General features: G+C 35.2%; 12 protein-coding genes and 1 pseudogene. 10 read left to right on the forward strand and 3 right to left on the reverse strand.

From position 1 onward, the window contains the following. Positions 1-63 precede the first annotated feature (63 nt). The 5 genes from FDO66_RS12745 (at position 64) to FDO66_RS12765 (ending at position 6,022) form a co-directional block, all read left to right on the forward strand. The gene (locus FDO66_RS12745; protein WP_141433173.1) at positions 64-966 is read left to right on the forward strand and encodes a carbohydrate ABC transporter permease; all 903 of its coding nucleotides are present in this window, start codon (positions 64-66) and stop codon (positions 964-966) included. Then, a complete protein-coding gene (locus tag FDO66_RS12750; protein ID WP_141433042.1) occupies positions 966-1,793 on the forward strand; it encodes a carbohydrate ABC transporter permease in 828 nt (275 codons plus the stop codon). The genes FDO66_RS12745 and FDO66_RS12750 overlap by 1 nt, the downstream gene beginning before the upstream one ends. A 237-nt stretch (positions 1,794-2,030) precedes the next feature. Beyond that, positions 2,031-3,293, forward strand: coding sequence for an ABC transporter substrate-binding protein (locus tag FDO66_RS12755; protein ID WP_141433043.1), 1,263 nt, complete (start codon positions 2,031-2,033; stop codon positions 3,291-3,293). 163 nt (positions 3,294-3,456) lie between these two features. Next, positions 3,457-5,229, forward strand: a complete 1,773-nt coding sequence (locus FDO66_RS12760) for a sensor histidine kinase (protein WP_141433044.1) — start codon at positions 3,457-3,459, stop codon at positions 5,227-5,229. A gap of 1 nt (position 5,230) precedes the next feature. After that, a complete protein-coding gene (locus tag FDO66_RS12765) occupies positions 5,231-6,022 on the forward strand; it encodes a response regulator transcription factor (protein WP_141433045.1) in 792 nt (263 codons plus the stop codon). A 97-nt stretch (positions 6,023-6,119) separates the two neighbouring features. Here the strand turns inward: FDO66_RS12765 and FDO66_RS12770 are convergent, their stop codons facing one another. Beyond that, positions 6,120-6,320, reverse strand: a complete 201-nt coding sequence (locus FDO66_RS12770; RefSeq protein ID WP_141433046.1) for a cold-shock protein — start codon at positions 6,318-6,320, stop codon at positions 6,120-6,122. A 687-nt stretch (positions 6,321-7,007) separates the two neighbouring features. Here FDO66_RS12770 and FDO66_RS12775 point away from each other — a divergent pair. From FDO66_RS12775 to FDO66_RS12795, 5 genes and pseudogenes are all read left to right on the forward strand, one after another. Continuing rightward, positions 7,008-7,775, forward strand: a complete 768-nt coding sequence (locus FDO66_RS12775; RefSeq protein ID WP_141433047.1) for an ABC transporter ATP-binding protein — start codon at positions 7,008-7,010, stop codon at positions 7,773-7,775. A gap of 24 nt (positions 7,776-7,799) precedes the next feature. Continuing rightward, positions 7,800-8,779: pseudogene (locus FDO66_RS12780) on the forward strand (aliphatic sulfonate ABC transporter substrate-binding protein). 75 nt (positions 8,780-8,854) lie between these two features. Next, entirely contained in the window at positions 8,855-9,706 is an 852-nt protein-coding gene (locus FDO66_RS12785) for an ABC transporter permease (protein ID WP_141433048.1), read from the forward strand. A 20-nt stretch (positions 9,707-9,726) separates the two neighbouring features. Further along, positions 9,727-10,875: an FMNH2-dependent alkanesulfonate monooxygenase gene (ssuD, locus tag FDO66_RS12790; protein WP_141433049.1), complete on the forward strand. Its 1,149-nt coding sequence runs from the start codon at positions 9,727-9,729 to the stop codon at positions 10,873-10,875. 397 nt (positions 10,876-11,272) lie between these two features. Beyond that, on the forward strand, positions 11,273-12,778 hold the full coding sequence (locus FDO66_RS12795) for an NCS1 family nucleobase:cation symporter-1 (RefSeq protein ID WP_141433050.1): 1,506 nt from the start codon (positions 11,273-11,275) through the stop codon (positions 12,776-12,778). A gap of 66 nt (positions 12,779-12,844) precedes the next feature. Here FDO66_RS12795 and FDO66_RS12800 read toward each other — a convergent pair whose 3' ends face one another. Together FDO66_RS12800 and FDO66_RS12805 are read right to left on the reverse strand one after the other, a co-directional pair. Continuing rightward, positions 12,845-13,177 (reverse strand): ArsR/SmtB family transcription factor, encoded by a 333-nt coding sequence (locus FDO66_RS12800; RefSeq protein WP_141433051.1) that lies wholly within the window; start codon positions 13,175-13,177, stop codon positions 12,845-12,847. A 25-nt stretch (positions 13,178-13,202) separates the two neighbouring features. Beyond that, positions 13,203-14,960 (reverse strand): SulP family inorganic anion transporter, encoded by a 1,758-nt coding sequence (locus tag FDO66_RS12805; RefSeq protein ID WP_141433052.1) that lies wholly within the window; start codon positions 14,958-14,960, stop codon positions 13,203-13,205. Positions 14,961-15,114: the final 154 nt, after the last annotated feature.

Below are 15,114 nucleotides of genomic sequence, written 5' to 3' on the forward strand. Positions count from 1 at the left end.
CAACAATGTGGGTGGTGAGTTATATTGAATACAACTGTAGAAATACAAAAAACGGAGGCAGTAATGAAGACAAAGAAAACTTATATTAAAAAAGAAAAAATGAAAAAGTTTCTATTGTATACTGCGTTTGTTGGTCCAGCACTTCTTTTCTTTCTCATTATTCAATTAATCCCTTTTTTCATGGGAATCTATTATTCTTTTACTTCATGGAATGGGGTTAGCTCGGTTGTAGAATGGGTAGGCTTTAAGAATTATGTAAAAGTTTTTACGGATGATCCTGCCTTTTTTTCTTCCTTTCTGTTTACAACGAAATTTATGCTTGCAGCTGTAATCATCAGTAATGTGATTGGATTTAGTTTAGCCTTGCTATTAAATGCAGCTTTAAAAACGAGAAATATTTTAAGAACAGTCTTCTTTATTCCCAATGTCATTGGTGGACTATTACTAGGATTTATTTGGCAATTTATCTTTGTAAAAGGATTTGCATCTATTGGGAATTTAACAGATATCTCCTTCTTTAAGCTTCCATGGCTAGGAGATACACAGACAGCTTTTTGGGGGATTGTCATTGTTTTCGCTTGGCAAATAAGTGGCTACATGATGGTCATTTATGTCGCTGCTTTACAAGGAGTCGACTCTTCATTATTGGAAGCAGCAAGAATTGATGGGGCGAATCATTGGGTTTTATTAAAAAATATTATCATCCCACTAATCACACCAGCTTTTACAATATGTTTCTTCTTAACTATTTCGATGGCATTTAAAATCTTTGATTTAAATCTTTCTTTAACAAATGGCGGTCCATTTAATTCAACACAGTCCGTTGCAATGAATATATACCAGGAAGCATTTTTAAATAATCGCTATGGACTTGGAACAGCTAAGTCAATCCTATTTTTCGTCGTAGTTGCGTTATTTACAACGATTCAAGTCATGATGACGAAGAAGAAGGAGGTTGAGGCTTAATGGATAAAAAATACTCATATAAAACATTTATTTTAGAAATAATCGGGATAACCTTAGCACTGATTTTCCTAGTCCCGTTCTATTTTGTCTTCATTAATTCAGTAAAAGATTTTGCTGATATCCTGATTGATGCAGCAGCATGGCCTAAGAAATTCTTATTTGCTAATTATGCAAAAGTCTGGGAAGTTATTAATTTCCCTAAATCGTTTATGAATTCACTCATTATTACGGTATTCAGTAATATTGGTCTTGTCGTTATTAGCTCCATGGCTGCTTGGAAAATGGTTCGAACACCAGGGAAGTTCAGTAAATTTCTTTTTATACTATTTGTATCTGCAATGGTGATTCCGTTTCAAACAGTGATGATTCCTCTAATGAAAATGGGAGGAACGCTGGGAATCATGAATAGTCTCCCTGGCATTATCATCATGTATTTTGGATTTGGTGTTCCTCTTTCATTATTTCTTTATCACGGATTTATGAAAGCGATTCCACTTGAAATAGAAGAATCAGCTAAAATCGATGGATGCAGTCAATTTGGGGTTTTTTGGAGAATTGTATTTCCGCTATTAAAACCGATCACTGTTACAGTTGTGATTCTAAATACATTGTGGATATGGAATGACTATTTACTGCCATTATTAGTATTACAAGATGCAAGTTTAAAAACGATCCCGCTAGCGACAAGTTCATTCTTTGCTCAATATACGAAGCAATGGGATATGGGGCTTGCAGCACTAGTACTGGGAATTGCTCCTGTTATCGTTTTCTTCTTGTTCCTGCAAAAGCATATTATTAAAGGAATTGCCGCAGGTTCTATTAAGTGATTTTGGTTATAAAATTTTTGTTATAGATAAGAAAGCATCGTTTTTGTAGGTAGACTGGTGTCTAGCTCCAATGTTCAGGATGTTAGGACGTTGTGTTTTAATCCGCCAGGCGCCATTGGCTTGAGTCATAAGTTAAATTATTCTAAAAATCAAGGTTTTCTGAGTGATTCGCTATATGCTTTTCTTATCACAAAAATTTTTATAAATAATAAATACAAACTTAGGGGGTTACAGATTTTGAAGAAAATACTACTTATATGCTTATCATTGATTCTAGTTTCTGGAGTGGTTGCTGGATGTTCATCAAAAGGAACATCTGGGACAAGTAATAACGATGATGTTGTAACCTTAAATATGTTTCAATTTAAAGTGGAAATTGCTGATCAATTGCAAGAGATGATTAAAGAGTTTGAAAAAGAGCATCCAAATATTAAAATAAAATTAGAAACTGTCGGTGGTGGAGCAGATTACGGTGCAGCATTAAAAGCGAAGTTTGCTTCAGGGGAAGAACCAGATATTTTTAACAATGGTGGATTTAAAGAGCTTGCTTTATGGAAAGAGCACCTTGCAGATCTTTCAAATGAGCCGTGGGTAGAGCATGTATTGCCAATTGGAAAAGTTCCAATGACAGACGCTGATGGGAAACTATATGGCATGCCGTTAAATCTTGAAGGCTATGGATTTATTTACAACAAAACCTTATTTGAAAAAGCAGGGATTACAAAAACACCAACTACGCTTACTGAGCTAAAAGATGCTGCGGAAAAACTAAAAAGTAATGGCATTACGCCTTTTGCTGCAGGCTATGGAGAATGGTGGGTAATTGGTCAGCATTTAATGAACATTCCATTTGCACATGAAAGCGATCCGGTTGCTTATATTGAAGGTCTAAATGATGGGCAACAAAAGTTTGCAGGAAATAAAGTATTTGAACAATTTAAAGATCTTATAGACACTGAAATTAAGTACGGAAATAAAAATCCAATTACAACAGATTACAATACTCAAGTAACTTTATTTGCTTCAGGAAAAGCAGCGATGCTTCAACAAGGAAACTGGACTGAAAATATGATTTACAAAATAAACCCTGATATGAAAATGGCATTCCTTCCAATTCCAATCAATGATGAAGAAGGTATGGACCGCTTGCCAATAGGCGTTCCAAATAACTGGGTATTAAATAAAGACTCTAAGCATCTTGAAGAAGCTAAAACGTTCTTAAACTGGATGGTTTCTTCTGAAACAGGGAAAAAATACATCACAGAAGAATTTGCCTTTATCCCAGCCTTTGATAATATTGAACCAACTGGAGTAGGCGATTTAGGAAAATCAATCTTAGAATATTCGAAAGCGGATAAAACCATTCCTTGGACATGGTTCAGATGGCCAGATGGAGCTAATAAGGAATTTGCTGCAACGATACAAGGCTACGCTGCAGGAAAGATTGATTATGAAACAGCATTAACAAAATTCCAAAAAACTTGGGATGATTTAAAATAAAGGAATATTTGCCAATAGGATGCCTGCCGTTTTCGGCAAGCTTTCTATTGGTATTCTTGTTTTGAAGTTTGATAGCAAATAATGTCAAATAGGTGATTGTTCTAGGAATAATGATATAAATTATATATACTTAAAGCAAGAATCCGTCAATGGAGGTCTTTCATTGCCAAGAACAAGTATTAGAAATAAACTTATCGTGCTTTTATTGTGTATCACGATTATCCCTTTTGGAATCTCAATATTTGTTACGTATATACAAACGAAGGGAACTGTAACTGATCAATTGGTTAATGAAAATAGGAATTTGCTTTCTCAAGGAAAAGCGAATATAGAAGAATATTTGAAGGAATTAAATAGAAGCAATCTCTCATTATATAGTCATGAGGAATTTTTTCGGTATATACGAAATGGTGAACAAGACGATGATTTTCAATCCATTAACTTAGTACGAAATGTTTTGCAAACGCTTTTATATTCCGATGAGTATATCGAAAGGGTTTATATTTCTTTTTCTAAAAGTCGTCAGATCGTGTCTGTCTCAAAAGAATCAACGATTGTTTTTTCAAACAATAGAAATAATCTAGAGGATGATTTTTATAGAAAGGTAGAGAATAGTCCTTTCAAGATGTACATTGAGCCTACCCATCTTCAACAAAAGGATAAAGCATTAATAAATATTAAAAATCCTAAGAAGGTTTTCACTATTCATCGAGCATTAGTTGATTTTCCCACAAACAATGTTCTAGCGTATATATCTTTAGAAGTGTCTCCTGAGAAAATTGTTCAATTAAGCAAAACCTTATATAATAACAAAACCGAGTCGTTTTATATTTTCACTCCTGAAGGAGATCGAATCTTAAGTTCTAATAATAAAAAAGAGAAATGGATGGATAAAGTATTAAAATCAAAATTAGAAAACGGAACGTTTGATTGGAAGGATCATGATTTTAACGGGAAAATCATTTATGATAAAGTAGCTTCTACAGCAGGAGGATGGATTTTAGTAAAAAAGCTGTCTTACTCACAATTATACGAAAGCGCATTCATTGTAGCGAAAATTAGCATTGTCTTTGGTCTCATTGGCTTAATTTTAGTTATTTTATCTACATTGTATGTTTCCAATAAAATTACTTACCCTATCCGCATTCTTTTAAAAAATATTGATGAAATTGAAAAAGGACATATGGAGGTAAAGTTCACAACATTAGGAAATGATGAAATAGGCATGTTAGGCCAAAGATTTAAAGAGATGGTTGGAAAAATTAATGAACTAATTAATCGTGAATACAAGCTGAAGTTAGAAAACAAAACGAATGAATTAAAAGCTCTTCAATCTCAAGTTAATCCGCACTTTTTATATAACGCTCTTCAATCTATCGGGACTGAAGCTCTAAAAAGCAATGCTCCACAAGTGTATACGTCAGTTACTCATTTATCAAAAATTATGAGATATAGCATGAATATGAATGAAGAAATGGTTCCGTTAATAAAGGAAATCAATCATTCTAAAGCCTATTTATTGTTGCAAAAACAAAGATTTGGCCAACAATTTGAATTTGAAATAGATTTGGATCCTTCTATCGCAAATTGTTTTGTTCCAAAAATGATTATACAACCGCTCCTTGAGAATTACTTCAAACATGGATTCGAAAATCGAAACGAAGTAGGAAGGATTAAGATTTCATGTAATAAAAAAGAGAAGCATCTAATAATTAACATAGCTGATAACGGGACCGGAATGTCTAAGGAGAAGCTTGAAGAAGTAAATCGTTATTTGAAAGAGGAAGTAGAAGATAGAGGAAACATAGGATTAAAGAATGTGTATGTTCGGATTAAACTTTATTATCATGGAAATGCCACTTTGCAGCTTGAAGATCTAGAATCTGGGGGAATAAGTGTTACGATGATCCTTCCAATCGATACGGAGAGTGGATAAAATGAGAGCAATCATTATTGATGATGAGAAGCATGTGCGAGAAGGTCTTCTTTTATTAGGAGAATGGACTTCATTTGGAATTGACACAATCTTTGAGGCGAGCAACGGAGAAGAGGCAATAAAAATCATTACAGAGTCTCGCCCAGAGATTATTTTTACCGATATGAAAATGCCAAAAATGGATGGGATTAACCTTTTGAAATGGTTAAATGAATCATCTATTCAAAGCAAAATTATTGTCCTGAGCGGATACGATGATTATCACTATATGAGAAATGCTATTCAATATGGAAGCTTTGATTACCTATTAAAGCCAATTGATCCAGAAATGTTGAATGAAACACTAGAAAGAGCAGTGATCGATTGGAAGATTCAAGCAGAAAATAAAATTTTAAGATTCGAAGATGATCTAGAAGTGTACGATGGAATATCAGATGAGGAATATCGAAAAGAAAAAACAAGCATTCAGCAAATTGAAGAATATTTACAGCAAAATTATAAGGAAGACATAAAGCTCCAAGGGATTGCTGATAAGTTTTTTTTAAGCAGAGAATATATTTGTCGAAAATTTAAACAGGAATACCAGATAACCATTACAGAATATTTAACGAAAGTAAGAATGGAAAAAGCACAGATGCTTTTGCAAAACTCACACTATAAAATTTATGAAATAGCTGATCTTACAGGGTATCAAAATGATAAATATTTTTGTAAGGTGTTTAAAAGGTGGACTGGATTAACACCAAATGAATATAGGGATTCAATAAAGCCATTATCTCGCGTAAACGGTTGAAGCATGATGGAAATTATCATGCTACAAGCATATAATATCCTCTTTATATAAAATAAAAAACAGGCTCCGTGAAGAGCCTGTTAACATTTGGCTGTAATTACGCTTTTTGAACGTTTGCAGCTTGAGGGCCACGTTGACCTTGCTCAACGTCGAAAGTTACAGATTGACCTTCTTCTAAAGTTTTGAAGCCGTCGCCTTGAATAGCTGAGAAATGAACGAATACATCATCTCCACCTTCGCGCTCGATGAAGCCAAAACCTTTTTCTGCGTTAAACCATTTTACTTTACCTTGTTCCATTGTTGTTGCCTCCTAGTGTGTTACACACACAATTGTAATACTATCCTTGCTCAAAACTTCAAGATAGAAAGTTCAATCACTTAACAATCTTTAACGAACAAAAATAATTCACATTAAGAGTAACAGAAATTGAATCTGAATGCAAGTGCAGAAATAAAAAGAAGTAATCTTATGTATGGAATCCTTAGCTAGGTGAGATGGAAAGGGTTCATTTTATTTGACTTATCTATTTTTCAAAACTCTAGTTGACAGGTAGGAATTGTAGGTTTTATAATGTTTTTATTATTTCTACAGGAATAATAATGAAAAGCCGATTGGACTTACCAAAGGCCCTTAACTCGAGATAAGTGAAAGAATTTCTTATGGATTATAAAAAATATTTTTAATAAATGAATGCTGATCAGTCAACTGAAAGCACTAAACCTTGTTTTTATATGCAAGGTTTAGTGCTTTTTTTACTAGGTAAGAAAGTATAAATTTTTATACTTCGACGAGAGCTTCGACGTACAGGACGTACTAGTGCCGATGAAGACATGTGGATGTGGCGTTTTTAATCGGCCAGCGCCTAGCCGCTCGGATCATAAGCCACAATCCGAAAGTCAATCAGGATTTCCTACGGATTGCGTCTTATGTCTGTCGCGGCTAATCAAGCGCTTGCGCATTTCTTATAAAAAAGGGGGAGTGGAAATGGCTGTATTTATAGATGTTAAAGAAAAGTCATTTACGAAAGACAATAGCAAGTCAATCGTTCTCGAAGATGTTAACCTCACGATTAATGAAGGAGAATTTCTTACGATTATAGGTCCAAGCGGTTGTGGAAAAAGTACTTTGCTAAAGATCATAGCTGGACTTGATACAAGCTATGTAGGAAATATTCATGTTAATGAGAGGGAGGTATTCCATCCTGGTATTCAGCAAGGGTTCATATTTCAGGAACATCGGTTATTTCCATGGTTAACCGTTGAAGAAAATATTGCGGCTGACCTTTCTCTAAAAGATAAGGAAGTTCGAAAAAAAGTTGATGAGTTAATTGAAGTTGTGAGATTAACAGGAGCTGAAAAAGCATATCCAAAGGAATTATCAGGAGGTATGTCACAAAGGGTAGCCATTGCACGAGCTCTGTTAAGAGAGCCTGAAGTATTGCTTTTAGATGAACCATTTGGTGCTCTTGATGCATTTACAAGAAAACACCTTCAAGATGTTTTATTAAATATTTGGCAAGAAAAAAAGATCACAATGATTTTAGTTACACATGATATTGATGAATCAGTCTATTTAGGAAATAGATTAGCTATTATGCAAACAAGTCCTGGGAAAGTAAGTAAGCTGATTTCGATTGAATTATCTTACCCTAGAACTCGTACTTCAGCTGATTTTCAGAAAATAAGACAAAAAGTATTATCAGAATTCGAAAAAACCGAAGAACATAAATTTTTAAATGGATCTGGGATTTAGATCGAATATTGGAGGAAGCTAAACATGAAAAAATTCATATTATTAATCGTTGGACTTATATTCATTTTATCTGGATGCGGCACGAAGACTTCTTCAGGCAGCAATGAAAAGCCTAAAGTCATTAATATTGCCATTCAGCAGAGCTTGACTCCGCTATTACTTGCCAAAGAAAAAGGCTGGTTTGAAGAAGAGTATAAGAAAGCTGGAATCAAAGTAAAATGGACAGAATTTCAAAGCGGACCGCCTCAATTTGAAGGAATTTCAGCAGGGAAAATTGATTTTGCCGGTGTAGGGAATTCTCCCGTCATAGCAGCCCAAGCAGCAGGAATTGAATTTACAGAATTGAATGTCTATCAGGATGGATTAAAAGGGAATGCTATTTTAGTCAATAAAGATAGTGGAATAAAAAGCATTAAAGATTTAAAAGGAAAAAAAGTAGCCGTTGCAAAAGGGAGCAGCGGATTTGATTTCTTGTATAAAGCAATCGATAAGGCGGGATTAAAGCCTGAGGATGTGCAAATCATTCAGCTGCAGCCTGATGAAGCGAAGCCTGCTTTTGATAGCGGGTCAGTTGATGCATGGTCTATTTGGGAGCCGTTTATCTCGATCGAATCGATTCAAAATGATGCAAAAATCTTAGCAAATGGCGAAAGTCTTGATGATTTATATTCACCAGCCTTCACCTTAGTGCGTAAAGAGTTTGCTGATCAATATCCAGAAGAAACAGTCACATTTCTAAAAGTATTTCAAAAAGCGGTTGATTTTCAAAAAGAGCATCGTGAGGAAGTCGTTGATATTTATGCAAAAGCAAAAAAATTAGATAAAAATATGTTGAAAGTGTGCTTAATAACACAGAAGCACAAAGTTTACCTGTTAGTGAAGACATTGTAAAGGCTCAACAAGAAACAGCTGATTTCCAATATTCGATTGGAGCGATAAAGATAAAAATAGATGTGAAAGAAGTAGTAGACAACTCTTATTATGATAAGGCACAAAAGGAATAAACTCGTGTCAACAGAAGAATTTTAAAAAATGAGTAATGAGGTTCAAAAAAAATAAAACTGCAAGGAGATGAAAAAATGAGCCAATCCAGATCTATTTCACCAACCTTGGGAACGATAAGAAAAAATAAGACAGAGGCAAAAATAAGAAAGAAACATCCTTTAAGCAGTATTGGAAAAGGGCTGATTCTCCCTATTGTTGTCATCGTTATTTGGCAATTTATTGGCTATTTAGAGCTCGTATCCAAGACGGTATTACCAACCCCTTTAAGCATCCTTATCGCTTTTAAGGACCTTATTGTATCAGGGGAGCTATTCTCAAATCTAAAAATTAGCGTGTGGCGAGCTTTACTCGGATTTTTGCTGGGCGGCAGTTTAGGTTTAATTATTGGAGGAATCGTAGGATTTTCTCGTAAATCAGAGGATTATTTAGACCCTACCTTGCAAATGATCAGGACCGTTCCACACTTAGCGGTAACCCCTCTGTTCATTTTGTGGTTTGGATTTGGCGAGCTTTCAAAGGTTTTGCTCATTGCTATGGGAGCTTTCTTCCCTATTTATATTAATACTTTTCTTGGGATAAGAGGGGTAGATTCAAAGCTTTTTGATGTTGCTAGAATATTAGAGTTTAGTCCGATAAAGCAAATAACAAAGCTGATCCTGCCGGCTGCACTTCCCAATATCCTTCTAGGCGTTCGTTTATCTTTAGGAATTGCTTGGCTTGGCCTAGTTGTGGCTGAATTAATGGGATCGGATGCAGGTGTAGGCTATATGATTATGGATGCTAGACAATTTTCTCAGACAGATATCGTTTTTGTAGGCATTATCATTTTTGCTGTTGTTGGAAAATTGACAGATTCTTTTGTAAGAGTGCTTGAAAGAAAACTATTAAAATGGCGCGATAGCTATCAAGGCGAAAAAAATAAATAAGCGGAGAGGGTTAATTTAATATGGAAATTTTATGGTTTATTCCTACACATGGTGACGGACATTACTTAGGATCTTCTGTTGGAGGAAGATCAACTGAATATAGTTATCTAAAACAAATAGCTCAAGCAGCGGATCGGTTAGGGTATACAGGTGTCTTACTGCCAACTGGAAGGTCGTGTGAAGATCCATGGATTACGGCATCCGCTCTGTCAAACGAAACGAGATATTTAAAGTTTCTAGTAGCTGTAAGGCCAGGTTTAATGCAGCCAACGGTAGCTGCAAGAATGACTTCTACTCTCGACCGAATTTCTGAAGGAAGATTGCTAATAAATGTTGTCGCGGGAGGGGATCCAGTAGAACTTGCTGGTGACGGACTATTTGTTTCTCATGACGAACGCTACGAGGTTACAGAAGAGTTTTTAACAATATGGCGTTCGTTATTAAGTGGTGAAAACGTGAATTTCGAAGGGAAGCATCTTAAAGTAAAAGATAGTAATTTGTTATTTCCATCAGAGCAAGCTCCCCATCCACCTCTTTATTTTGGAGGATCATCTCCTGCTGGACAGCAGGTTGCCGTCAAGCATACAGATGTATATTTAACATGGGGTGAGCCGCCAGCTCAAGTAAAAGAAAAAATTGATGTTGTTAAAGCAAAAGCTGAAAAAGAAGGAAGAAAAATGAAATTTGGTATTCGCCTTCATGTTATTGTAAGAGAAACAGAAGAAGAAGCTTGGGCAGCAGCTAACCGATTAATTAGGCATTTAGATGAGGAAACCATTGCAAAAGCGCAGTCAGCTTTAAGCCGTCAAGATTCCATTGGCCAAAAAAGAATGATGCAGCTTCATAATGGAGATAAGAGCAAGCTTGAAATTAGTCCGAATCTTTGGGCTGGTATTGGTCTTATTAGAGGAGGTGCAGGGACAGCACTCGTTGGAAGTCCTGAATCAGTCGCACAAAGAATAAAGGAATATCAGGAAGTAGGGATCGAATCATTTATTTTTTCCGGCTATCCACATCTAGAGGAAGCTTACAAGTTTGCAGAGCTGGTATTCCCTTTAGTAGACTTCCATGGGAATCGTCCAAGCTTTTCCAATAGAAAAAATTTAGTAGGAGAAGCTGTCGCAAACACTCATTTCCCAGAAAAAGATAAGGCCGTAAACGTTCGATAGTACATTGTGTAGGGTATTTAAGCTATTAATTAAACTTTCATAAATTTAAATCATCTTGCAAAATGGGTATGCTTTAATGCGTACTCATTTTTTTGAGTAATTATTCCTTGTTTACTTTTTGATAATAATTGTGTAAAGTAATCTGACATAGTATCGCAAAATTCAACATAATATACATAAAAAATGAGAAATTGTTTTACATAATGTCCAATGGTTAAACACTTCTTATAAAATATAATATTTTTCAACGAAAGCATTTATGCAATAGATGAATGGATATCAATAACAACATTACTTAGGATCGTTTAAAATATGGAATCATTTATATTTGAGCGATTGATATCATCAAATTCATTATGCTTCTTACAGTTTAAATGACAAAAAAGGAGGTTTTTTTTTGAAAACACAGATTGAAAGAAATGGGATTGTTGCTTTGACAGAGGAAGCTAGCAGTCAATTGAGTCATAGTGAGTTATGGAATGATGACTTACGACCGACAATGTTTAAAGAACATTCTTGGACTGGACTTAATTTTGCCACATTGTGGATTGGGATGTGTTTATGTATTCCAGCTTACACAATGGCAAGTGGATTGATTTCGATAGGAATGAATTGGTGGCAAGCGATTGGAACCATTTTTCTAGGAAACGTGATTGTCCTTATTCCTATATTGTTGAATGCACATGCTGGAACAAAGTTTGGAATTCCTTATCCCGTTTTTGCAAGACTCTGGTTTGGAGATAAAGGTGCTCATATTCCTGCATTGGCACGTGCCTTTGTAGCTGCTGGATGGTTTGGAATTAATACTTGGATAGGGGCAGGAGCCATTGATATATTGCTTTCAGCTTCTTTTCCTGCTTGGGGCAATCTATTCGGACATACAGCTATTGTTTTTGCTTTATTTTGGCTATTAAATGTAGGAGTTGCTTATAAAGGTCCACAAGCCATTAAAGTATTAGGTACCATTGCCGCACCGGTTGTAGGGATCGCTGCGATTATCCTTTTTATTTGGGCATATACAAAGTCTGGTGGATGGGGACCGATTTTGGAAACTCCTTCTAAATTTAAGACGGCTGGTGAGTTTTTTAAAGTGTTTTTCCCAGCATTAACAGGAGTCATTGCTTTCTGGGCTACTCTTGCATTAAACATTCCTGATTTTTGTCGTTATGCAAAAAGCCAAAAATCGCAGATGATTGCTCAAAGCTTTTCTCTTCCTATAACAATGAGTATTTTTTCATTCATTGGAATTGTAGTTACGTCCGCAACGATCGTTGTTTTTGGAGAAGCGATTTGGGATCCTGTTCAATTAATTGCCAAATTTCCACCATTTATTATCTTTTTAGGAACATTAATTATTGTTATTTCTTCTGTAACGATAAATGTTGGAGCTAATATTGTGGCACCTGCTCGTGCGATTAGTAATCTTTCACCAAGAAAAATAACGTTTGCAATGGGAGCTATTATTACTGGGATTTTTGCTATTTTGCTTCAGCCTTGGTACATCATGTCTAATTTTGGGAACTACATTTTTGGCTGGCTTGGAACATATGGTGCTTTACTTGGACCAATTGATGGAATTGCTATTGCTGATTATTGGCTCGTTCGGAGAAAACAAATGGCTTTAAAAGAACTATATGAATTGGACGGCCGTTACAATTATGCCTCTGGTTTTAATAAAAATGGTATTTATGCACTCATCATTGGAGTGGCAATACCAGCACTTGGGTTAGTAGTTCCAGGTTTACACTTCCTATGGGAAAATGCATGGACGTTCGGTTTATTTATTGCGATATTTGCTTATACGTATTTAATGAAGGGGGACAGCAGCATCCTTACCAAAGCTGAATACGAGAAGATAACCATTATTGAAAATATTACTGTTCAAGATAGAAAAACAGTATAAGTTTAATTTCAAGATATTAAAAGGGACCTAGATTAAAATTATAATTTGATCTAGGTCCCGATCTGTTTAGGAATCACTTTCAGATATTTTATCCAGCATGGTTATGGTATCAACTAGATGGTTATTAAATATTTGTTTTGCCACAATGAGTAATTCTACGATCATCGGATCTCTTAGTGCATAGATGACACGGTTTCCATCTTTTGTTCCAGTTACAATATTTTTTGCACGTAAAACGGTAAGCTGCTGAGAAACAGCAGAACCTTCACTACCTATAAGGCTCTGTATTTCGTTTACACTCTTATTTCCTTCTGCTAAAATTTCTAGAATTTTTATCCTTAAAGGATGAGCTAGAGCTTTAAAAAAGTCTGCTTTAAATTGTTGCATTTCAAGATTCAAAACGTGATATCCTCCCTCTTTGGAGTTAAGTGATTAAGATAGCTCTTTTATTAGCATTTGGCTCTTTATCTACAGTAAATGAGGAACACTCATGAAAAGCCAAATGTTTACATCCTAAGCATTTCTCTACATTTCTATGCTGTAAAGCATATTGAATCGCTTCTCCAGTATGTTTAAAGAAGTGTTCTTCTCCAATAGAATGATATAAGCCAGTTTTCATTAATACTTTTTTTGGTTGTGGGTTTATGCCAGCTACTAAGACCATCCCGTTTTTCGTGAAATCCTTTACAATACTTGAAAAACATGCTTCTCCTGTGATGTCCATAAACGGGACTTTTCCCATTCTTAATAGCAAAATCTGTGGCTTATAGTTGATGGTTGACATAATACTTTGTTGAAAAGTTTGTGCTGCTCCAAAAAACAACGGTCCCTCTACATTATAAATGCTTATTTGAGGACAATCATGAGTTGCAGTTACAAATTGGCTTTCAATCTTTGATTGTTTATGATCTGGATTAGGCAATGCTTTTGCTGTTACCATTATATCACTCATTCGTTTTGTGAATATAAGAACAGCTAAAATGAGACCTACTTCTACAGCTACTGTTAGATTTACAAATACCGTTAATAAAAATGTCACAATGAGTACAAAAGTATCACCTGTTTTTGTTTTTAATACATGAAAAAAAACGTTGCGCTCACTCATATTCCAGGCTACTACCATTAAGATGGGTGCCATGCTTGCCAACGGAATTTTAGAAGCATAAGGTGCAAATAGGATTAAAATTGCAAGAACAATCACTCCGTGAATAATACCAGATAAGGGAGAAGCTGCTCCATTTTTTATATTCGTTGCGGTTCTTGCAATCGCACCTGTGGCAGGAATTCCCCCAAATAAAGGCGTGACCATATTCGCTATCCCTTGACCAATTAATTCTCGATTGCTGTTGTGCTTACTATTTGTCATCCCATCTGCTACAACAGCAGATAAAAGAGATTCAATCGCTCCTAGTACCGCAATAACAAATGCCGGTCGAATAAGCTGCTGAATTCGTTCAAGTGAAAGGGTAGGCAGTTCGAATTCTGGAAGAGTATTTGGAATCTCACCAAATGTTGAGCCAATTGTATCTACTTGGTTAGGAAAAATAAATGTTGCCACCAAAGTTGAAAAAACAAGACCAATAAGTGGACCTGGTATTTTAGGAAAAAGTTTTGGTGTATAGATAAGTGTGATCAGGCAGATCCCGGCAGTTATAACACTGTAAAGGTTAAAGCTATTAAGATGAATCATTATTTCATGAAAATTAAGAACAAAGGATTCATGCTTTTTTATCTCTGTGAGTCCTAAAAAATTAGGAATTTGTCCTACAAAAATAATAACAGCGATTCCGGTTGTAAAGCCGATAGTTACCGGTCTGGGAATAAATTTTATTAAAGCGCCTAATTTAAAAATCCCCATTAAACAGAGCATCATCCCTGCCAAAAAACCTGCAATTAATAAATTTTCAAATCCATAGGTCATGACGATACCAAATAATATTGGAATAAAAGCCCCTGTTGGACCTCCTATTTGGTATTTTGAACCACCGAGAAGGGAGATAAGAATCCCTGCAATAATGGTCGTATAGATACCATATTCTGGTTTAACTCCGGATGCAATAGCAAATGCCATACCTAAGGGAATCGCAATGATTCCAACTACAATTCCCGATAGTAGATCTTTTTGAAATGATTGAACAGAATATTGTTTATATCTACTACTAGAAAACAACTTTTTTAACATAAAAACCTTCCTTATTTTTATTTATTGTATATCTGATTATTTGAATATTATATAGTTTGAATGTACATTTCATGACTTATGAAGTCAAAGCCTTTTTTGTGTAGATTTTATGAAGATTGAGCTATTAAAAGGGGACGATTAGATTTTTAGAATA

It is taken from the genome of Bacillus sp. 03113 (assembly GCF_006546985.1).
Classification (GTDB): domain Bacteria; phylum Bacillota; class Bacilli; order Bacillales; family Cytobacillaceae; genus VATK01.